The sequence below is a fragment of the Pseudomonas sp. PS02290 genome, assembly GCF_029960075.1.
Classification (GTDB): domain Bacteria; phylum Pseudomonadota; class Gammaproteobacteria; order Pseudomonadales; family Pseudomonadaceae; genus Aquipseudomonas.
In genome coordinates, this window is the sequence record NZ_JASCOY010000015.1 from 54,486 (window position 1) to 76,331 (window position 21,846).

Below are 21,846 nucleotides of genomic sequence, written 5' to 3' on the forward strand. Positions count from 1 at the left end.
CCCGCTCTCCCGCCTGAGGTCACCCGTGAATACTGCTGCATCCCCCGCCGCGTCTGCCGAGTTCGCCACAGCGGCCATCCCGTTGGGCGATTCCTACATCGAGAAGGACACGCCCGCTTTCATCCGCACGGTGCTGGCGCTGTTCTCCGGCGGTTTCGCGACGTTTGCGCTGCTGTACTGCGTGCAACCGATGATGCCGGTGCTGTCGCGGGACTTCTCCATCAACGCTGCCCAGAGCAGCATGATTCTGTCGGTGTCCACCGCGATGCTGGCGATCGGATTGCTCATCACCGGCCCTATCTCCGACCGCCTCGGGCGCAAGTCGGTGATGGTGTTCTCGCTGTTCTCGGCCGCCCTTTTCACCATCGCCAGCGCACTGATGCCCACTTGGGAGGGCGTGCTGATCACGCGGGCGTTCGTGGGCTTGTCGCTGAGCGGGTTGGCCGCTGTCGCGATGACCTACCTCAGCGAAGAAATCCACCCACAGCACATCGGCCTGGCAATGGGCCTGTACATCGGCGGCAACGCCATCGGTGGCATGAGCGGCCGGGTGATCACCGGGGTCTTGAGCGATTACGTGAGTTGGCACACGGCGCTGTTCATCATGGGCATCATTGCGCTGGGCGCGGCGGGGGTGTTCTGGAGAATCCTGCCGCCGTCGCGTAACTTCCGCGCCCGCCCGCTCAATGGCCGCAGCCTGCTGGAAGGCTTTGTCCTGCAGTTCCGTGACGCCGGGTTGCCGTGGTTGTTTCTTGAAGGCTTCCTGCTGATGGGCGCGTTCGTAACGCTGTTCAACTACATCGGCTACCGCCTGCTGGCCGACCCGTACAACCTGAGCCAGGCCGTGGTCGGCCTGTTTTCGGTGGTGTACCTGTCCGGCATCTACAGCTCGGCGAAGATCGGCGCACTGGCCGACCAACTGGGCCGTCGTAACGTCCTGTGGGCCGTGATCGTGCTGATGCTCGTCGGTGTCGCGCTGACCATGTTCACCCCGCTGCTGGTGGTGATCGTCGGCGTGCTGATGTTCACCTTCGGCTTCTTCGGCGCCCACTCCGTCGCCAGCAGCTGGATCGGCCGCCGCGCCATCAAAGCCAAAGGCCAGGCCTCGTCGCTGTACCTGTTCAGCTACTACGTAGGCTCCAGCGTCGCCGGCACCGGCGGCGGCGTATTCTGGCACTACGCCGGCTGGAACGGCATCGGCGCCTTCATCGGCACCCTCCTGCTGATCGCCCTCGCTGTGGCGCTGAAACTGGCGAAAGTGAAGCCGTTGGCGGTGAATGTGCAGGTTTGATGGATATAGGCGTTTTCACACAAAACGCGGCATCGTTTCACATCCCCCGCATCTACATCGCCTGACAGCAAAGCGTGACTAATTGATTCACGCTCTGCTGCTATGATTAGATCTTTCAAACATAAGGGCCTTAGGGCTTTCTTCCACACTGGAACGACGCAAGGGATTCGCGCGGCTCACGCAAACCGCCTGCGATTTATCTTGGGTGCGCTAGAGATCGCTAAAGGACCCCATGAACTGGGCTTAACAGCACTGAAGCTGCATCCATTGAAAGGCAATCTGACGCAATATTGGTCAGTATCAGTAAGCGGGAACTGGCGAATTATTTTTAGATTTATCGAGAACGATGTCGAGCTTGTCGATTATCTCGATTACCACTGACAGGAGTTCATGCATGAGAATGCACAACCCTCCCCACCCTGGCGAAATGATCCAGGAGATGCTGCCGGAGATGAACATCAAAATTGCCGAAATGGCACGGCGGCTCCATTTTTCACGTGAAATGTTGTCTCGGGTCATCAATTGCCGTGCTCCGGTTAGCCCAGATCTGGCGGTACGACTGGAACGTGCAGGTTTAAGCACTGCTCGCTTTTGGCTAGCTGTACAGATGAGCCACGACCTCTGGCAGGCCGAGCATCGGGAGCAGCCGCCCATAACGCCGTTGTATATCGCCCCGACGATTACCGCAGCCTGACCCCACATAAAAACGCCCGGCAATTGCCGGGCGTTTTCATAGCTGCAAAGCGCTTACTGGTGGTATTTGGCCGACATTTCGTGCACTGCTTCGATGAAGGCGCCGGCGTTGGCCGGGTCGACTTCGGGGGTGATGCCGTGGCCGAGGTTGAAGACGTGGCCGGTGCCGCTGCCGTAGCTGGCGAGGATGCTCGAGACTTCCTGGCGGATGGCGTTTGGGTTGGCGTAAAGCACGGTCGGGTCCATGTTGCCTTGCAGCGCGACTTTGCTGCCGACACGACGGCGGGCTTCGCCGATGTCGCAGGTCCAGTCCAGGCCCAGTGCGTCGGCGCCGGCGTCGGCAATGCTTTCAAGCCACATACCGCCGCCCTTGGTGAACAGAATGACCGGCACTTTGCGCCCGTCGTGCTCACGGATCAGGCCGTTGACGATCTTGCGCATATAGGCCAGTGAGAACTCCTGGTACGCCGCGGCCGACAGGCTGCCGCCCCAACTGTCGAAGATCTGCACCGCCTGAGCGCCTGCGAGAATCTGGCCGTTCAGGTACGCCGTCACCGATTGCGCCAGCTTGTCGAGCAGCAGGCGCATGGCGTGCGGGTTGTCGTAGAGCATGGCCTTGGATTTGCGGAAGTCCTTGGACGAGCCGCCTTCGACCATGTAGGTCGCCAGGGTCCACGGGCTACCGGCGAACCCGATCAGCGGAACGCGTCCGTTGAGCTCGCGGCGGATGGTGCTGACTGCGTCCATGACATAGCCGAGATCTTTTTGTGGGTCAGGGATCGGCAGCGCTTCGATATCAGCCAGGGTGGTGACGGTTTTGCGGAAGCGCGGGCCTTCGCCGGTTTCGAAGTACAGGCCTAGGCCCATGGCGTCGGGAACGGTGAGGATATCGGAAAACAGAATGGCGGCGTCGAGCGGATAGCGCTCAAGGGGCTGCAGGGTGACTTCACAGGCGAACGCCGGGTTCATGCACAAGCTCATGAAGTCTCCGGCCTTGGCGCGGCTGGCGCGGTACTCCGGGAGATAGCGGCCAGCCTGGCGCATCATCCATACAGGCGTGACGTCAACAGGCTGCTTGAGCAGGGCGCGAAGGAAACGGTCGTTCTTCAGGGCAGTCATGTCGGCATCCGGAAAAAAAGTGCGGGCATTTTCTCAGACACCAACGCAAAAGGCACGGTCGGTGCCGTGCCATTTATTTATCGGGGCGATTTGTCGCATCAATGCCCTGCCGGTTTTCCGACATCGGCGACCTATCGGTTGTCCTCCATCGTCTTTGTAATCCAGCCTGCGAAGTGAGCGACTCTGGTGTACTGACCGGCATTCATCCACAAAGAACGACTGACCAGTCCGATTTCAAGGTAGTGGCTGCCTGACTTGTAGAGCAGAGGCCCTCCGGAATCGCCAGACGCCTGATTGTATCCGGCGCAGAGGTTGACCAATGGATCGAAGTGGGTGGCCGGGTAGCCGGGAGGCACTTCGATACACGCCTTGTCCTCCAGCGTCTCGCCAAGGCCTTGGTACAGCACATCTGGCCCGTATCCCGTCTCGGTTCTCCCGAACCCGATCAGCGTCACGGGGTAGCCAACCCCCGGCTCCATCACAGACTCGGCCCCGTCGAACTCAAGGAAATCGGTACTGTTGGCCGCGCGCTCCAGCTTGATCAATGCAATATCGTATCGCCCGCTGTGATCAAACTGCGGATGCCCGTAGGTGGCCTGGATCCTGACCCGGTCCTTCTCGACGACAGTCGGCCGGTATTGTTCCAGGCCAATGCTCACGGAGTGAGGAGCCTGGCCGTCGATGCAGTGTTCAGCAGTCAGTACCCACCGCGGCGCAATCAATGCAGCGCCACAGAGGTGCGACCCATCCTCTTTGACAATTGCTGCAAAGAACGGGTACTGCCCTCTCGGGGCTGGCTCTCCTCCGACGATTTTTTTGCTTTCATTCACACCGGCCCATTCACCACAACCGGTCAAAAAAGCCGCGAGGCCAAGACAGCAAACTAACTTGTTCATTTTTCGCTCCGTGATCCAACAGGCCGCCAGACACCGGCCCGTGCTTCCATTCAATTTCAGAAAGGCTCGTTAGCGTCCGAGACCTTGCCGAATTAGAAACTTATTGAATCGTGTTGGGAACTGTCAGAAATGACACTCGTAGCGGTGCCTGACGTTTTCACGAAAGGGAGAGCCGAGGAAGGAAACGAAACAGATGTGGAAGCAGCTGCCAGCATGGAGCGGCTGCAAGCTTCAAGCGGCAAGCTTCAAGTAGAAGCAGATCGCGTCTGCTTCTAGCTTGTGGCTTACCGCAGGCGTCATCAGACGCCCAGATAATCCAGAATCCCTTCAGCCGCATTCCGGCCTTCAAAGATCGCCGTCACCACCAAATCAGAACCGCGCACCATGTCGCCGCCGGCGAAGATCTTCGGGTTGCTGGTCTGGTGCTTGAACTGGCCCTGCTCCGGTGCCACGACGCGGCCCTGGCTGTCCAACTGGATGCCCTGCGGATCGAACCACGACGCCGGGCTTGGACGGAAACCGAACGCGATGACCACGGCGTCCGCCGGGATGATCTCTTCGGAACCCGGAATCGGCTCGGGGCTGCGACGGCCGCGCGCATCCGGCTCGCCCAAACGCGTTTCGACGACTTTCACGCCTTCGACCCGATCCTCGCCAACGATGGCGATGGGCTGACGGTTGTAGAGGAACTTCACGCCTTCTTCCTTGGCGTTCTTCACTTCCTTGCGCGAGCCGGGCATGTTTTCTTCGTCGCGACGATACGCGCAGGTCACTGACTTGGCGCCCTGACGGATCGACGTGCGGTTGCAGTCCATCGCCGTATCACCGCCGCCCAGGACCACGACCTTCTTGCCCTTCATGTCGACAAAATCTTCCGGCGACTTTTCAAAGCCCAGGTTGCGGTTGACGTTGGCGATCAGGAAATCCAGCGCATCGTGCACGCCAGGCAGGTCTTCACCGGGGAAGCCGCCCTTCATGTAGGTGTACGTGCCCATGCCCATGAATACCGCGTCGTACTCTTCCAGCAACTGCTCGACGGTGATGTCCTTGCCGATCTCGGTGTTGAGGCGGAACTCGATGCCCATGCCGGTGAAGACTTCGCGGCGATTGCTCAGCACGCTCTTCTCGAGCTTGAACTCGGGGATCCCGAAGGTCAGCAGACCGCCGATTTCCGGGTTCTTGTCGAACACCACCGGCTTCACGCCGCCACGCACCAGAACGTCAGCGCAGCCCAGGCCGGCCGGGCCTGCGCCGATGATCGCCACGCGCTTGCCGTTTGGCACGACGCGGGACATGTCCGGGCGCCAGCCCATGGCGAAGGCCGTGTCGGTGATGTATTTCTCGACCGAGCCGATGGTCACGGCGCCAAAGCCGTCGTTGAGGGTGCACGCGCCCTCACACAGACGGTCCTGCGGGCACACGCGGCCGCAGACTTCCGGCAGGGTGTTGGTCTGGTGCGACAGCTCGGCGGCCGCGAGGATGTTGCCCTCGGCCACCAGCTTCAGCCAGTTGGGAATGAAGTTATGCACAGGGCATTTCCATTCACAGTACGGGTTGCCGCAACCCAGGCAACGGTGCGCCTGATCGGCCGACTGCTGAGGCTTGAAAGGTTCGTAGATTTCCACGAACTCTTTCTTGCGCTGACGCAGCAGTTTCTTCTTCGGATCTTTACGCCCGACTTCGATGAACTGGAAGTCGTTACTGAGACGTTCAGCCATGGTGTTAAAACTCCTGACTACAGCCTCAAGCGCCAAGCTTGAAGCTGCAAGAAAATCATGTTCGCAGGCACTCGCGCGCTGCCGTTAGCGTGCGGCTTGAAGCGTGCCGCTCGCAGCTGCTTTACTGCGGATTCGCGCGGGTGCTGGACAACAGCGACTTCAAGCTCGCGGCCTTCGGCTTCACCAGCCAGAAGCGGCGCAGGTAGTCGTCCAGGTTTTCCCAGAGGTTGCGGCCCCATTCGCTGTCGGTTTCGGTCACGTATTCGGCCAGCACGCGCTCCAGGTGGCTGCGATAGGCTTCCATCGCTTCACCGCTGATGCGCTGAATCTCGACCAGCTCGTGATTGACCCGGTCAACAAAGGTGTTGTCCTGATCGAGCACGTAAGCGAAGCCGCCGGTCATGCCTGAGCCGAAGTTGTAGCCGGTCTTGCCCAGCACGCAGACGAAACCGCCGGTCATGTATTCGCAGCAGTGGTCGCCCGTGCCTTCCACAACGGTGTGGGCGCCGGAGTTACGCACTGCGAAACGCTCGCCCGCCGTACCCGCCGCGAACAGCTTGCCGCCGGTCGCGCCGTACAGGCAGGTGTTGCCGATGATGGCGCTGTCCTGGGTTTTGAATGGGCTGCCTTTTGGCGGCACGATGACCAGCTTGCCGGCGGTCATGCCTTTGCCGACGTAGTCGTTGGCGTCGCCTTCCAGGTACATGTTCAGGCCGCCGGCGTTCCACACACCAAAGCTCTGCCCGGCCGTGCCCTTGAAGCGGAACGTCACCGGCGCATCGTTCATGCCCTGGTTGCCGTGCAGCTTGGCGATCTCGCCGGAAATCCGCGCGCCGATGGAGCGGTCGCAGTTGCAGATGTCCAGTTCGTAGTCGCCACCGCTCTTGGTCTGAATGGCGGAGATCGCCAGTTCGACCATCTTCTCGGCCAGCAGGCCCTTGTCGAACGGCGGGTTGCGGTCCACTTGGCTGAACTGCGGTTTGTCGGCCGGAATGTGGTCGCTGCCCAGCAGCGGCGTCAGGTCCAGGTGCTGCTGCTTGGCGGTTTCACCGGGCAGGATTTCCAGCAGATCGGTACGCCCGATCAGCTCTTCCAGCGAACGCACGCCCAGCTTCGCCAGCCATTCGCGGGTTTCTTCAGCCACGTAGGTGAAGAAGTTGATCACCATGTCGACGGTGCCGATGTAGTGGTCCTTGCGCAGCTTGTCGTTCTGAGTCGCGACGCCGGTGGCGCAGTTGTTCAGGTGGCAGATGCGCAGGTATTTGCAGCCCAGCGCGATCATCGGCGCGGTGCCGAAGCCGAAGCTTTCGGCGCCGAGGATGGCCGCCTTGATCACGTCCAGGCCGGTTTTCAGACCGCCGTCGGTCTGCACCCGAACCTTGCCGCGCAGGTCGTTGCCGCGCAGGGTCTGGTGGGTCTCGGCCAAGCCGATTTCCCACGGCGAGCCCGCGTATTTGATCGACGACAGCGGCGATGCACCGGTGCCGCCGTCATAGCCGGAAATGGTGATCAGGTCGGCATAGGCCTTGGCCACGCCGGCCGCAATCGTCCCCACACCCGCTTCGGCCACCAGTTTGACCGAGACCAGCGCGGCCGGGTTGACCTGCTTGAGGTCAAAGATCAGCTGCGACAAGTCTTCGATGGAGTAGATATCGTGGTGCGGCGGCGGCGAAATCAGCGTCACGCCCGGCACTGCGTAACGCAGCTTGGCGATCAGCCCGTTGACCTTGCCGCCCGGCAATTGCCCGCCCTCGCCCGGCTTGGCGCCCTGGGCGACTTTGATCTGCAGGACGTCAGCGTTGACCAGATACTCAGGCGTCACGCCAAAACGGCCGGTCGCGATCTGCTTGATCTTGGAACTGCGGATGGTGCCGTAGCGCGCCGGGTCTTCGCCGCCCTCACCGGAGTTGGAGCGCGCGCCCAAGCGGTTCATCGCCTCGGCCAGCGCTTCGTGGGCTTCCGGCGACAACGCACCCAGCGAGATGCCCGCCGAGTCGAAGCGCTTGAGAATACCTTCCAGCGGCTCGATTTCATCGATGCCCAACGGCGTGTCGAGCTCTTTGACCTTCAACAGGTCGCGGATCATCGACACCGGACGGTTGTCCACCAGCGCTGTGTATTCCTTGAATTTGCTGTAATCACCCTGCTGAACGGCGGCTTGCAGCGTCGCCACCACATCAGGGTTGTACGCGTGGTATTCGCCGCCGTAGACAAACTTCAGCAACCCGCCCTGCTGGATCGGCTTGCGCGCGCTCCAGGCTTCAAAAGCGAGGGCTTTCTGCTCGGCTTCGATGTCAACGAAACGCGCGCCCTTGATGCGGCTCGGCACGCCACGGAAGCTCAAATCGCAGACTTCTTCCGACAGGCCGATGGCTTCGAAAAGCTGCGCGCCGCGGTACGAAGCGACGGTCGAAATGCCCATCTTCGACAGAATCTTGAGCAGGCCTTTGGTGATGCCCTTGCGGTAGTTCTTGAAGACTTCGTACAGATCGCCCAGCACTTCGCCGGTACGGATCAGGTCGCCCAGCACTTCGTACGCCAGGAACGGATAGACCGCCGACGCGCCGAAGCCGATCAGCACCGCGAAATGGTGCGGGTCGCGAGCCGTTGCTGTCTCGACGAGGATGTTGCTGTCGCAGCGCAGGCCTTTCTCGGTCAGGCGGTGGTGCACCGCACCGGTGGCCAGCGACGCGTGAATCGGCAGTTTGCCCGGCGCGATATGGCGGTCGCTCAGGACAATCTGGGTCTTGCCTGAACGCACGGCTTCTTCAGCCTGATCGGCGATATTGCGCACGGCCGCTTCCAGGCCCGTGGCTTCGTCATAGTTCAGGTCGATGATCTGACGATCAAAGCCCGGACGATCCAGGGTCATCAGCGAGCGCCACTTGGCCGGGGAAATGACCGGCGAACTGAGGATCACGCGGGAAGCGTGCTCCGGCGACTCCTGGAAAATGTTGCGCTCCGCACCGAGGCAGACTTCCAGCGACATGACGATGGCTTCACGCAGCGGATCGATCGGCGGGTTGGTGACCTGCGCGAACTGCTGACGGAAATAGTCGTACGGCGTGCGGACACGACGGGACAGCACCGCCATTGGCGTGTCATCGCCCATGGAGCCGACCGCTTCCTGGCCCTGCTCACCCAGCGGGCGCAGGATCTGATCACGCTCTTCGAACGTGACCTGGAACATCTTCATGTACTGCTTGAGCTGATCCGGGTTGTAGAAGGCCGAACCGTGGTCGTGGTCTTCCAGCGTCGCCTGAATACGCAGGGCGTTCTTGCGCAGCCACTGCTTGTACGGATGGCGCGACTTCAAGCGGCTGTCGATGGCGTCGGTGTCGAGGATCTGGCCGGTTTCGGTGTCCACGGCGAAGATCTGACCCGGACCGACACGGCCCTTGGCAATCACGTCTTCCGGCTTGTAGTTCCACACGCCGATTTCCGAGGCGAGGGTGATGTAACCGTTCTTGGTGGTGACCCAGCGCGCAGGACGCAGGCCGTTGCGGTCAAGCAGGCAAACGGCGTGACGACCTTCGGTCATGACGATGCCGGCTGGGCCGTCCCACGGCTCCATGTGCATGGAGTTGAATTCGTAGAACGCGCGCAGATCCGGGTCCATGGTCTCGACGTTCTGCCACGCCGGCGGCACGAGCATGCGCACGCCACGGAACAGGTCGATGCCGCCGGTCACCATCAGCTCGAGCATGTTGTCCATGCTCGAAGAGTCGGAGCCCACGCGGTTGACCAGCGGGCCGAGCTCGTCGAGGTCCATCAGGTCGTTGGTGAACTTGGTGCGACGGGCCTGGGCCCAGTTGCGGTTACCGGTGATGGTGTTGATCTCGCCGTTGTGGGCGAGGAAGCGGAATGGCTGAGCCAGTGGCCATTTCGGCAGGGTGTTGGTCGAGAAACGCTGGTGGAACACGCAGATCGCGGTTTGCAGGCGCTCGTCGTTGAGGTCCGGGAAGAATGCCGTGAGGTCACGCGGCATCATCAGGCCTTTGTAGATGATGGTCTTGTGGGAAAAGCTGCAGATGTAGTGGTCAGTGTCAGCGGCGTTGGCCACCGAGGAGCGACGACGTGCGCAGAACAGCTTGATCGCGAATTCCTGATCGCTCAGGCCTTCACCGCCGATGAACACCTGCTCGATCTTCGGCAGACGCTCGAGGGCAAGACGACCCAGAACGCTGGTGTCGATCGGCACCTGGCGCCAGCCGATCAGGGTCAGGCCGGCCGCGAGGATTTCACGGTTCATGTTTTCGCGGGCGGCTTCAGCCTTGGTGTCGTCCTGATTGAGGAAGACCATACCTGCGCAATACTGGCGCGGAAGCTCGACGCCGAAGTGCTCGGTGGCCACCGCACGCAGGAAGGTGTCAGGTTTTTGCATCAACAGCCCGCAACCGTCACCGGTCTTGCCGTCGGCGTTGATCCCACCCCGGTGGGTCATGCAGGTCAGGGCTTCGATAGCCGTCTGCAACAGGTGATGACTGGGCTCGCCTTGCATGTGGGCGATCAGGCCGAAACCACAGTTATCCTTGAATTCTTCTGGATGGTACAGACCTGCTTTCATAGACACATTCTCACCAGGCTGCCTCTTAACGAGACAAATTTCTTTTCAATTCAACCATTTACCATCCACGCCGAACGTATGCCGGCTTTGCGGGAGCAAAAGGGAGGTCATTGTACACAGCGACACAAGTCCTCACAAATTTGACGACGAAGTGTCGCAAATTTATGTCGCATTCATGAAAGGTTTTATATCGATTCTCGTGCTAGCCAGAGCTTTTTTGCGAGTCTGACCAATGAGAGCCCGAAGATCAATGCGTGTCTGAGACGCAGACACCGCAAGGCGCGCTGCTCGTTGGCAGCACGCTCATGCATGATATCGGGAGGGCCAAGCGAGGGACCTGGATAAGGTCCCTGCGTCATCAGCGGGCGGCGGCGAGTTCCTGTTGGATACTGCCGACAGTACGAGGCCAAGGTTTACCAGCCTGAACCTTCTCTGGCAAGGCCTTGATAGCGGTCAGTGCCGCATTGCGGTCAGCGAAGCTGCCGTAAGTCACCACGAACAGGGGCTTGCCCTGCAGGGTTTTCTTGAAGTAACGGTACTCGGCGCCCTGCTCTTTCACGTAGCTCTGAGCGGTGGCTTCAGAGCTGGTGCCTAGGATCTGCACCACGTAATGCGTCGGAGCCTGACCTGCGTACCAGCCGCTGCCCGCAGCGCCGGACGCTGCGGCCGCCGCTGCTGGCTTGGCCGCTGGTGCCGGGGCAGGTTTGGCGGTGGCCACTTGCGTCGGCGCTGGCGCAGGTTTCGCAGCAGCCGCCGGAGCAGGCGTTGGTTTGGCAGCCGGGGCCGGACGCGGTGCCGGAACCGGCTGCTGCGCCATGGTCGGAGCAGGACTTGCCGTCGCGCCCGCCGGTGGCGCAGTGGTGGTCACCGTCGGTGGCTGCAGCGATTGGTTGGCTGCCGGGCCGCCATCTTCGCCATCACCTTCGCCCGAGCCCGCAGCTTCAGCCAGTGGCGCGCGGGTCGCCGGTTGCGAGCCGTTCATCGGCAGCGGCATCGGCTGCGAATTTCCGGCGAATTCGATGGCCGGGCCACCGTTGTTCGATTGTTGCGCCGGCGCCTGGCCCTGACCCAGAGGCAGTTGAGCCTGAGAGTTGGCTGGCGCAGTGGCAGGTGCGTTGCTGCGGCCTGGAATCAGCCACGCCGCGAGAACGGCTGCGACAACAACCCCACCCAAAGCCAACACGTGTTTCTTAGGCATTTTGAACCCCATACTTGGACGCTTGACCGCAGAGCGGCTGGCAATCATGGCTTCGATCATCGAATCGCGCGCGACCTGGTTGATCGCGCCTGGCCATCCACCGGACTGCTCGTGGATATCAGTGATCTGCGCGGCGCTGAACAACTCAACGCCCTGCCCTGCGCCCTCGAGGCGCTGAGCCAGATACTCACGGGTTTCTTCTTCGGTATACGGCGCGAGCTCGATAACGTGGAAGCGTTCTTCCTCGGTACCGCTCTCGGCGCACAGCTGATCCAGGCGATCAATGATCGAAGCCTCGCCGAACAGGAAGACATGCGGACGCCCTTCCGGGGTGCCTGCTGCCAATCCCAACAACGCTTCGAGTGCGGATTCGCCCAGTTGTTCGGCATCGTCGACCAGGATGTAGACTTCCTGACCGGTCAGCGCCAACTGCACGACCTGCGCCAGGATCGGGCGCATTTCCGCTTGAGCGACGTTCAGCGCCTGAGCGACCTGACGCAACACGCCCGTCGCATCACCGGCGCCACGCGCCGACACCACAACGCTCTGCACCGATTGCTTGTTGGTGCTCGCCACCAGTGCCTGACGCAGCAGCGTCTTGCCACTGCCCTGAGGCCCGGTGACGACCAGCAGCAGCTGGCTGTAGCGCGCGAGGTGATGCAGCTGACCGAGCACGGGCTTGCGCTGTGCCGGGAAAAATTTGAAGCCGGGAACCCGCGTTGCAAAGGGGTCATGACTCAACTGGTAATGACCGAGGAAGGCCTCATCGGCGTGCAAACTAGTCATGGATTTCTCATTAACCTCTAAGCTGATCCACCAAGGCGCGGTAGTCCGCGACCAGTGTGGCCTGTAGTACTTCTTGTGGATATTCGTCCGTTACCACTGCTTCACCGATGCGACGCAACAGCACCAGGCGCAGACGACCGTCAATGACCTTTTTGTCCACCGCCATGTGCTCGAGGAAGTGCTCGGGCGTCATGTCTTCCGGCGGAACCACCGGCAAGCCGGCGCGCTGGAAAATACGGATGCCGCGGTCACGTTCCTGCTCGCTGATCCAGCCCAGACGCGCGGACATTTCCAGCGCCATCACCGTGCCCGCGGCCACCGCCTCGCCGTGCAGCCACACGCCGTAGCCCATGTGAGTTTCGATAGCGTGGCCAAAGGTATGACCGAGGTTCAGCGTGGCACGCACGCCTGACTCTCGCTCATCGGCACCGACGACCGCAGCCTTGGCGGCGCAGGAGCGCTCGATCGCCGTGGTCAGCGCGGCCTGATCCAGCCCGCGCAGCTTGTCCACATTCTCTTCGAGCCACGTCAGGAACGGTTCGTCACAGATCAAACCGTATTTGATGACCTCGGCAAGACCGGCGGACAGCTCGCGCTCAGGCAGGGTGTTCAGCGACAAGGTGTCGATCAGCACCGCGTTGGGCTGGTAGAAGGCGCCCACCATGTTTTTGCCCAGCGGGTGATTGATGCCGGTTTTGCCACCGACCGAGGAATCGACCTGGGACAGCAACGTGGTCGGCACTTGAATGAATTCGACGCCGCGCTGGTAACAGGCAGCGGCAAAGCCGGCCATGTCACCGATGACGCCGCCGCCCAACGCAATCACGGTGGTTCGGCGATCATGGCGTGCGGTGAGCAGCGCGTCGAAGATGGTTTGCAGGGTTTCCCAGTTCTTGAAGGCTTCTCCGTCGGGAAGCACGATCGGCAAGACGCTGTAACCGGCGAGGGAGCGGGTGAGGCGGTCCATGTACAACGGCGCGACGGTGGCGTTGGAAACGATCGCCACTTGTTTTCCGGCTATGTACGGCTTGAGCAACTCGGGCTGATCCAGCAAGCCTTCGCCGATATGGATCGGGTAGCTGCGTTCGCCAAGCTCGACCTTGAGTGTCTGCATGTGTCCCCACGCTGTTAACAATTGGTTGCCTGTGCGGGTCTTGAAAAACGCCGACACCGGCTATGGCGCAAGGCCATGTAGCGACCCCACTTTTTATGGTCGCCGAGGATAGCGCATTTCCGTCTGCGCTTTAACGGGGAGGAAGCTCGGCCAGCAGGGCGAGGATGTCGATAACCACCATTCGCGGGGGCCGCTCATCGGTTTCGATGATGACATCGGCGATCTCGCGGTACAGCGGATCGCGAATCTCCAGAAGCTCACGCAGCACGCGCGCCGGGTCAGCCGTACGCAGCAAGGGGCGATTACGATCTCGTGAGGTACGGCCCACCTGCTGCTCAACCGACGCGTGCAAATACACCACCCGACCGCCGGCGTGCAGGGCGCGACGGTTTTCTTCGCGCATGACCGCGCCACCGCCGGTGGCCACGACCACGCCATCCAGCGCGCAGAGTTCGGCGATCATCGCTTGCTCACGATCGCGAAAGCCCGCTTCACCTTCCTTGTCGAAGATCCAGGGAATATTGGCACCCGTTCGCAGCTCGATTTCCTTGTCGGAATCCTTGAACGGCAGTCGAAGCTCTTTGGCCAGCAAGCGACCGATGGTGCTTTTGCCAGCCCCCATCGGCCCCACAAGAATTAAATTTCGCACAGAATCAACGACTCACAGCAATCGCCTGGTTATTCATGATACGCGGAGTGAGAAACACCAACAGCTCGGATTTTGACTCCGAAACCACATCGCGCCGGAAAAGGCGGCCAACATACGGCACATCGCCTAAAAATGGCACCTTGTCGACGACTTTACTCTGCGTATTCGAGAACACGCCACCAATTACGATGGTCTCGCCGTCGGCCACCAGCACCTTGGCGTTCACTTCGTTTTTCTTGATCGGCGGCACACCCAGCACCGTATTCACGTAGTCCGGCTCATCTTTCGTGACCTTGACCTCCATGATGATGCGGTTGTCAGGGGTGATCTGCGGGGTCACCTCCAGCGACAGCGACGCCTCTTTGAACGACACCGAGGTCGCGCCACTGGAACTGGCTTCCTGATAAGGCACTTCCGTACCTTTCAGAATTTTCGCCGTTTCCTTGTCCGACGTAACGACCTTCGGCTGCGAGACCACTTCGCCGTTGCCGCTTTTCTCCATGGCCGTCAGCTCAAGGTCGAGAATCGTGTTGTTGGTCAGGAAGCCCAGGCCGATCGACGAGGTGGCGTCGGTCACACCCATGTCCACGTAAGGACCATTGGTCGCTGATGCGCCCGAGACCGTGCCATTACCGCCGGTGGTGAAATTGCCTTTGTTGCTCGAACCACCCCAGCGCACGCCCAGGGCCTTGTCGTAATCGACGTTGGCTTCAACGATGCGCGCTTCGATCATCACCTGACGCACAGGGATGTCCAGTTGCGACACGATGCGGCGCAGCTCGTCCAGACGATCCTGGGTCTGGTAGGCAATGATGTTGTTGGTGCGTTCATCGACGGTGATCGAGCCACGCTCGTCGGTCTTAGATTCAGCGCTGGTCACCGACTGAAACAGCTTGGCAATATCGGCGGCCTTGGCGTAGTTCACCTGCAGCAACTCGCGCCGCAGCGGGGCCAGTTCGGAAATCTGCTTGAGGGATTCCAGCTCCTGGCGCTCACGCGCGGCGATCTCGTCGGCCGGACCGACCAGCAAAACGTTACCGATCTTGCGCTTGTCCAGGCCTTTGGTCTTGAGCACCAGATCCAGCGCCTGATCCCACGGCACGTTCTGCAGGCGCAAGGTGATGCCGCCCTGAACGGTGTCGCTCGCCACCAGATTGAGGTTGGTGAAGTCAGCGATCAGTTGCAACACCGAACGCACGTCGATGTCCTGGAAATTCAGCGACAGCTTCTCGCCGGTGTAGACCAGTTTTTCCGAGTTACGCCGCTCCTGATCTTCGTTGGTCAGGGGACGCACGCTGATGGTCAGCTTGTTGTCGGTCTGGTAGGCGGAGTAATCGAACGCACCGGACGGTTCGATGGAGATACTGGCCTTGTCACCCGTGGCGCTGGAATTGACGAACTGCACCGGGGTCGCGAAATCCTTCACGTCCAGACGCACGCGCAGCGGTTCAGGCAATTGCGTTTTGGCGAAGTCGACGCGGATCTTGCCGCCCTGCTCCTGAATGTCCGGGGCAATGCCGGTATCGCTCAGCTCGATGATGACGTTGCCTTCACCCAACTCGCCGCGCTGGAAGTCGACGTTTTTCACCGAACGCGGGCCTGGCGCATACGAGCGGGCAACAGGTTTCGATTGAGCGGCAGGTCCGCTCGGCACACTCACCCGCGCCGCGCCCATGGCGGTGCTCGGCTGTGAGCCCTGGGCCGCAGCAGCGCCCTGGCCCACGACCACGAACAGGTTGTTGCCATCGACACGCGAACTGTAGGGCGCAAGCGTGGTGAGGTTGATGATCACCCGCGTGCGGTCCTTGGCTTCGACGACCACAACGCTGTGGGCGTTGCCTGAACCCAGGTCACGGCTCTTGATCGCCAGTTGGCTGGTGACCCCCGGCAGGTCCAGCGCAATGCGCGCGGGTTGCTCGGTGGTGTAGCCGCGCGGCGCCGCCACCGGACCGTCGAAGGACAGTTTCAATTCGACTCGATCCCCCGGCAATGCAGCCACATCCAGCGTCTTGAGGTTAGCCGCCTGGACAACCGGTGAAAGCATCGCCATCCCTAGCGACAGGCCGATAATCGAGAGAATCCTGTTCATGTTCACATTCCACCACTGTGCCGATCCGAAGGTGCTTCGCTTGCTTGCCGTCTTCATGAGCGCTCCTTGAGGGAAATACTGAGCGGGCGCTCCAGCCACGCCCCCTCTCCATCCGGAACGATTTCCATCACTTGCACCGCCGAGTCGGTGATCGCCGTGATCCGGCCATCGTTACGTCCCAGATAATCGCCCACTTTCACCCGATGCACGCCACCCGCCCCGCGAAGCAGCGCGAACGTGCCGGTTTCATTGCTCAACGTGCCGACCATTTCGAAGGAGTCGATGTTGAAGCCTTCGAGGAACTGCTTCACCCGGGTCGGATCAGGCTGCACCAGGTGCGAGCCCTTTGGACGGTTGACCAGATCAATCTTGATCGGCGGCTGAAACGGACTGCGCAAACTGGCCGCCGCATAGGTAAAGGCTTCGTACGGCCGAAATTTGGGCATCGGCTCGATGGTGCCCACCGGCCGCGCGCGCACCTCGGCCATGAACTGCTTGAGATCGTCAAATTCGTTCGAGCTGTCGCAACCCGCGAGCCCCATCAGCGTGACGCCGACGCACAACCAACGCATCGCCCTCATTTCGCTGGCCCTTTCGTGTCGACGTTCTGAAGACCTTTGTCGTTATAGCGGTAGGTCTTGGCAAGGATGCTCATGCGCAGCTTCCCGGGGGACTTGGCGTCCAGCGGTTTGATCTCGAAGTCATGCAGGGTCACGATTCGCGGCAGGCTGGCGACGCCGCTGGCGAAGGTCGCGAGGTCGTGATAACTGCCCGTCACGGTAATCTGGATCGGCAATTCGATATAAAACTGCTGGGCCTCTTCGGGGAGCAGCTTGATCTCCTCGAACTCCAGGCCGCTGCCCAGACCGGTGCGGGTGATGTCCTCCAGCAAGCCGGGGACTTCGGTGTCGCTTGGCAACTGCCGCAGCAAGGCGCCGAAGGTGTTTTCCATCTCCACCATCTGGCTTTTGTAAGCCGCGAGGTTGGCAGCCTGATACGCCTTGGTCGCGAACTGCTCTTTCAGTGCGGTCTCTTCGCCACGGGCCTGATCGAGCTGAGTCTGCATGTCCTGGATATAGAAGAAATACCCACCGGCCAACACCAGCGCCAGCAACAACGCGCCGGCAATGGTCTTCACCGCGGCGGGCCAGGAACCCAGGTTATTGATGTCCAGGTCGTTGATGTCGATCTTTTTCAGGCTATCGAGCCAATCATTCATGTTCATGGCCTGACCCCCTCAACCGCCGGCTGCGTCTGACGCACCGTCAACTGGAAGGTGTTGGTCTGATCCACGCCGCCCGCCGCAGTGTTTGCCTTGACCTCGGTCAGACTCGGCGACTCAAGCCAGTCAGACGCATCCAGATTACGCAGCAGATCCGAAACCCGGTTATTGGATTCGGCAGCCCCGGAAATGCTGATCATCTGCCCGGTCATCTTCACGTCGTTGAAATAGACACCATCGGGAAGGGTACGGGCCATCTGATCGAAGATGCGCCCGATGATCGGCCGGTTGCCTTGCAGGTCCTGAATGATCTTCATCCGCTCCAGCAGTTGCTTGCGACGTGCCTTGAGCTCGCTGATCTCTTTGATGCGCGCGTCGAGCTGGACGATTTCGGTCCTGATGAATTGATTGCGGGCGTTTTGGTGGGCAATGGCACTGCTCAAATATTGATCAGCCAAAAGAATGGCGCCGATGCCCAGCACCAGCACACCCGCCAGCGCCAGGATGAAGCGCTTCTTGCGCTCCTCGCGTTGCTGTTCGCGCCAGGGAAGTAAGTTGATCCGTGCCATTAGTCAAAGCTCCTCAGGGCCAGACCGCAAGCGATCATCAGTGCGGGAGCATCGCTGGCGAGCGCGCCGGCGTTGACCTTGACGCTCAGTGCCATGTCAGCAAAGGGGTTAGCCACCAGCGTCGGCGTGCCGAGGCGCTCCTGGATCAGCCGATCAAGACCGGAAATAGAGGCGGTCCCGCCGGCCAGCATGATGTAGTCGACGCGGTTGTACTGGCCGGCCGCAAAGAAAAACTGCAGCGAACGGGACACCTGCTGCACCACGGCGTCCTTGAACGGCTGCAGGACTTCCATGACGTAGTCATCGGGAAGCCCGCCCTGCTTTTTCGCAAGCCCGGCCTCGCTGACGGACAAACCATAACGGCGCTGGATTTCTTCGGTTAACTGGCGACCGCCAAATAATTGTTCGCGGGTATAAATGATGCGGCCGTTGTGCAGCACGCTGAGGGTGGTCATCGTCGCGCCGATGTCGATGACGGCGACCGTCAGCTGTTCGTGGTCCTGGCCCAACTGCGCAGACAACAGACCGAACGAGCGCTCCAGCGCGTAGGCTTCGACGTCGACCACGCGGGCGGTCAGCCCGGCCAGTGCCAGAGCAGCTTCGCGCACCTCGACGTTTTCCTTGCGGCAGGCGGCGAGCAACACTTCGACGCGTTCTGGATTACGGGCTGAATAGCCCTGGACTTCGAAATCGATGGCGACTTCTTCCAGCGGATAGGGAATGTACTGATCGGCCTCGATCTTGAGCTGGTTTTCCATCTCGTCGTCGGAAAGCCCCGCATCCATCTCGATGGTCTTGGTAATAACAGCCGAACCCGCGACAGCAACCGCCGCGATTTTGACGTTACTCTTGGCTTTTACCAGCAAACGCGTCAAAGCACTGCCGACGCCTTCGAGCTCCGCGATGTTCTTTTCGACCACTGCGTTGGCTGGCAGTGGCTCGACCGCATAAGACTCGACCTTGTAACGGTTGCCGGAACGACTTAGCTCCAGGAGCTTGACCGAGGTGGAGCTAATATCGATCCCCAGAAGGGTGTTGGCCTTCTTACTGAAGAGTTCGAACACAACCGATTCCCTATGCGTTTCCGTCACTTACGGATGATTTCTAGTCCAGTGCCACTGTCGGCTGACTTGACAGTAGCGCAAATAACGCTCGACGACGAAAAATGCTTATAATGCCCAGCGTTTTTTTCGTGTACCAAAGCTTCAAGGCGTGTTCATTTGTAAATGCCTGCGTCTAACTCATTCTTTTTTCTGGAAATCCAAAAGCCTTGATACGCCTGCTGAAGTTTGTCTGGTGGTCCATCGTCGCGGTCGTCTGCGGGCTGCTCCTCGGCCTGAGCGGCGCCTTTCTCTACCTGGCCCCGAACCTCCCATCGGTCGATGCGCTGCGCAATATCCAGCTGCAGATCCCGCTGCGCGTCTTCAGCAGCGACGGCAAGCTGATTGCAGAGTTTGGCGAAATGCGCCGCTCTCCCATCCGTTTCGCCGACATTCCGCCCAATTTCATCCATGCCCTGCTGTCCGCCGAAGACGACAACTTCGAGAACCACTATGGCGTGGATCCGAGCAGCCTGATGCGCGCGGCCAGCCAACTGGTCAAGAGCGGTCACATTCAGTCTGGCGGCTCGACCATCACCATGCAGGTGGCGAAAAACTATTTCCTGACCAGCGAGCGCAGTTTTTCGCGCAAAACCACCGAGATTCTCTTGGCCTTGCAAATCGAGCGCCAACTTACCAAGGACGAGATTCTCGAGCTGTACGTCAACAAGATCTATCTGGGTAACCGCGCTTACGGCATCGAGGCCGCAGCGCAGGTTTACTACGGCAAATCCATCCGCGACCTGAGCGTTGCGCAGATGGCAATGATTGCCGGCCTGCCCAAGGCGCCGTCACGATTCAACCCACTGGCCAATCCGGTGCGCGCCAAAGAGCGCCGCGACTGGATTCTTGGCCGCATGTTCAAGCTGGGGAAAATCGACCAGAACACCTACCAGACCGCCCTTGCCGAGCCGATCAACGCCAGCTATCACGTTCAGAGCCCTGAAGTGAACGCGCCGTATATCGCTGAAATGGCGCGCGCCGAAATGGTGGGTCGTTATGGCAGCGCAGCCTACACAGAAGGCTTCCGCGTCACCACTACTGTCCCGAGCGGCCTGCAGGAAGACGCCAACAAGGCGGTGCAGGACGGCCTGATCGAATACGACCAGCGCCATGGCTATCGCGGGCCTGAGAGCCGATTCCCAGGCCTGACCCGCGAGGGCTGGGTGCAGGAACTGAGCAAACAGCGTCCGATCAGCGGCCTGGAGCCGGCCATCGTCACTCAGGTCGACAAGACCGGCATCCGCGTCCTGACCCGCAACGGCGAGAACGAAGAAACCGTCGCCTGGGACAGCATGAAGTGGGCCAAGGCGTTCCTGAACACCAATAGCGTCGGCGCCAATCCCAAGCAGCCCGGCGATGTCGCCCATGTCGGCGATCTGGTGCGCCTGCAGCGTCAGGCGGACAACTCGCTCAAGTTCAGCCAGCTTCCGGTGGCGCAGAGCGCGCTGGTTTCGCTGGATCCGCAGAACGGCGCGATTCGTGCGCTGGTCGGCGGCTTCGCGTTCGAGCAAAGCAACTACAACCGCGCGATGCAGGCCAAGCGTCAGCCGGGCTCCAGCTTCAAGCCGTTCCTGTATTCGGCGGCGCTGGACAACGGCTACACCGCCGCCAGCCTGGTCAACGACGCGCCGATCGTATTCGTCGACGAGGCCATCGACAAAGTCTGGCGGCCAAAGAACGACACCGGCACCTTCCTCGGTCCGATTCGGCTGCGCGAGGCGCTGTACAAGTCACGTAACCTGGTGTCGATCCGCCTGCTGCAAAGCCTGGGCGTGAACACCGCGATCAACTACATCACCCGCTTTGGCTTCAACAAACAGGACTTGCCGCCCAACCTGTCCCTCGCACTGGGCACTGCAACCCTGACGCCGATGGAAATCGTCGGCGGCTGGAGTGCGTTCGCCAACGGCGGCTACAAGATCAGCCCGTACCTCATTCAGAAGATCGAGGACCGTGAAGGCAAAACCCTGTTCGTAGCCAACCCGCCGACGGTGCCTGCCAACGACCCGAACCCGAAAGCGGTCAGCGAGGCGGCCATCAGCAGCGCATCAACCTATGCAGCGCCAGAGACCCCGCCGTTGACCGCCAACGTCGTACCGAACGCGCTGGATGCCTCGGGCGCAGCGCCAGCCCCCGTGGTCGCTGAACGGATTGTTGACGGTCGCACGGTCTACATCCTCAACAGCATGCTGCAGGACGTGATCAAACGCGGTACTGGCCGCCGTGCCCTGGCGATGAACCGTCCGGACATCGCCGGTAAAACCGGGACCACCAACGATTCGAAAGACGCGTGGTTCACGGGCTATAACGCGGATTACGTGACGACGGTCTGGACCGGTTTCGATCAGCCGGAAAGCCTGGGTCGCCATGAGTTCGGCGGCACGGTCGCGCTGCCGATCTGGATGAAGTACATGAGCGCCGCGCTGAAGGACAAACCGCCCCATGTTCAAGCCGAACCGGACGGCATCCTCAGCCTGCGCATCGATCCCGTTAGCGGCCGCTCCGCCACACCGAGCACGCCGGGCGCGTTCTTCGAACTGTTCAAGAGCGAGGACACACCGCCTAGCGTGAACGAACTCGGCGGCAGCCCGCCTCCAGGCAGCCCGCTGCCGGCGGACGAGTCGGCGCCGATCGATTTGTTCTAGTGAGGCGTAGATCAGTAGGCGGCTGATCCTCAGGCATCAACACCGTCCATGTGGGAGCGAGCTTGCTCGCGAAAAGGTCGGAACATCCGCTGCATCTTCAGCGGTTGAAGCACCGTCTTCGTGAGCAAGCTCACCCCCACAAGGATTGCGTATCCTGAACAAAGGTGTTGTGTCCAGCCGGACAGCA

At 60.8% G+C, this 21,846-nt stretch carries 16 protein-coding genes; 4 read left to right on the top strand and 12 right to left on the bottom strand.

The genetic code is table 11. The features are described 5' to 3' along the window. Positions 1 to 25: 25 nt before the first annotated feature. From QMX88_RS09945 to QMX88_RS09955, 3 genes are all read left to right on the top strand, one after another. Positions 26 to 1,291, top strand: a complete 1,266-nt coding sequence (locus QMX88_RS09945; protein WP_282368749.1) for an MFS transporter — start codon at positions 26 to 28, stop codon at positions 1,289 to 1,291. 102 nt (positions 1,292 to 1,393) lie between these two features. Beyond that, positions 1,394 to 1,672, top strand: coding sequence for a type II toxin-antitoxin system RelE/ParE family toxin (locus QMX88_RS09950; protein WP_282368751.1), 279 nt, complete (start codon positions 1,394 to 1,396; stop codon positions 1,670 to 1,672). Positions 1,673 to 1,685: 13 nt separating this feature from the next. Beyond that, entirely contained in the window at positions 1,686 to 1,985 is a 300-nt protein-coding gene (locus tag QMX88_RS09955; protein WP_282368753.1) for a HigA family addiction module antitoxin, read from the top strand. A 53-nt stretch (positions 1,986 to 2,038) separates the two neighbouring features. Here QMX88_RS09955 and hemE read toward each other — a convergent pair whose 3' ends face one another. The 12 genes from hemE to QMX88_RS10015 all read right to left on the bottom strand — a co-directional run bounded on the left by hemE (position 2,039) and on the right by QMX88_RS10015 (position 18,975). Next, the gene (gene hemE / locus QMX88_RS09960; RefSeq protein WP_282368755.1) at positions 2,039 to 3,103 is read right to left on the bottom strand and encodes a uroporphyrinogen decarboxylase; all 1,065 of its coding nucleotides are present in this window, start codon (positions 3,101 to 3,103) and stop codon (positions 2,039 to 2,041) included. A gap of 131 nt (positions 3,104 to 3,234) precedes the next feature. Beyond that, positions 3,235 to 3,999 (bottom strand): S1 family peptidase, encoded by a 765-nt coding sequence (locus QMX88_RS09965; RefSeq protein WP_282368757.1) that lies wholly within the window; start codon positions 3,997 to 3,999, stop codon positions 3,235 to 3,237. Between the two features lie 299 nt (positions 4,000 to 4,298). After that, the gene (locus QMX88_RS09970; protein WP_282368759.1) at positions 4,299 to 5,717 is read right to left on the bottom strand and encodes an FAD-dependent oxidoreductase; all 1,419 of its coding nucleotides are present in this window, start codon (positions 5,715 to 5,717) and stop codon (positions 4,299 to 4,301) included. A 121-nt stretch (positions 5,718 to 5,838) separates the two neighbouring features. Next, positions 5,839 to 10,284: a glutamate synthase large subunit gene (gene gltB, locus QMX88_RS09975; protein ID WP_282368762.1), complete on the bottom strand. Its 4,446-nt coding sequence runs from the start codon at positions 10,282 to 10,284 to the stop codon at positions 5,839 to 5,841. A gap of 358 nt (positions 10,285 to 10,642) precedes the next feature. Next, on the bottom strand, positions 10,643 to 12,268 hold the full coding sequence (locus tag QMX88_RS09980; RefSeq protein ID WP_282368765.1) for an SPOR domain-containing protein: 1,626 nt from the start codon (positions 12,266 to 12,268) through the stop codon (positions 10,643 to 10,645). Positions 12,269 to 12,278: 10 nt separating this feature from the next. Then, on the bottom strand, positions 12,279 to 13,382 hold the full coding sequence (aroB, locus tag QMX88_RS09985) for a 3-dehydroquinate synthase (RefSeq protein WP_122625541.1): 1,104 nt from the start codon (positions 13,380 to 13,382) through the stop codon (positions 12,279 to 12,281). A gap of 130 nt (positions 13,383 to 13,512) precedes the next feature. Beyond that, positions 13,513 to 14,031 (bottom strand): shikimate kinase AroK, encoded by a 519-nt coding sequence (gene aroK, locus QMX88_RS09990; RefSeq protein WP_192171211.1) that lies wholly within the window; start codon positions 14,029 to 14,031, stop codon positions 13,513 to 13,515. A 4-nt stretch (positions 14,032 to 14,035) separates the two neighbouring features. Continuing rightward, positions 14,036 to 16,120, bottom strand: coding sequence for a type IV pilus secretin PilQ (gene pilQ, locus QMX88_RS09995; RefSeq protein ID WP_282368776.1), 2,085 nt, complete (start codon positions 16,118 to 16,120; stop codon positions 14,036 to 14,038). Between the two features lie 53 nt (positions 16,121 to 16,173). Next, positions 16,174 to 16,701, bottom strand: a complete 528-nt coding sequence (locus QMX88_RS10000; protein WP_065986622.1) for a pilus assembly protein PilP — start codon at positions 16,699 to 16,701, stop codon at positions 16,174 to 16,176. After that, positions 16,698 to 17,345 (bottom strand): type 4a pilus biogenesis protein PilO, encoded by a 648-nt coding sequence (gene pilO / locus QMX88_RS10005; protein ID WP_192171213.1) that lies wholly within the window; start codon positions 17,343 to 17,345, stop codon positions 16,698 to 16,700. Before pilO ends, QMX88_RS10000 begins: the two co-directional genes overlap by 4 nt. Further along, positions 17,342 to 17,911, bottom strand: a complete 570-nt coding sequence (locus QMX88_RS10010) for a PilN domain-containing protein (protein WP_192171214.1) — start codon at positions 17,909 to 17,911, stop codon at positions 17,342 to 17,344. The genes pilO and QMX88_RS10010 overlap by 4 nt, the downstream gene beginning before the upstream one ends. Further along, positions 17,911 to 18,975: a pilus assembly protein PilM gene (locus tag QMX88_RS10015; protein ID WP_074890782.1), complete on the bottom strand. Its 1,065-nt coding sequence runs from the start codon at positions 18,973 to 18,975 to the stop codon at positions 17,911 to 17,913. Before QMX88_RS10015 ends, QMX88_RS10010 begins: the two co-directional genes overlap by 1 nt. A gap of 209 nt (positions 18,976 to 19,184) precedes the next feature. Here QMX88_RS10015 and QMX88_RS10020 point away from each other — a divergent pair, with 209 nt between their 5' ends. Continuing rightward, positions 19,185 to 21,659, top strand: a complete 2,475-nt coding sequence (locus QMX88_RS10020; RefSeq protein WP_442969443.1) for a penicillin-binding protein 1A — start codon at positions 19,185 to 19,187, stop codon at positions 21,657 to 21,659. Positions 21,660 to 21,846 lie beyond the last annotated feature (187 nt).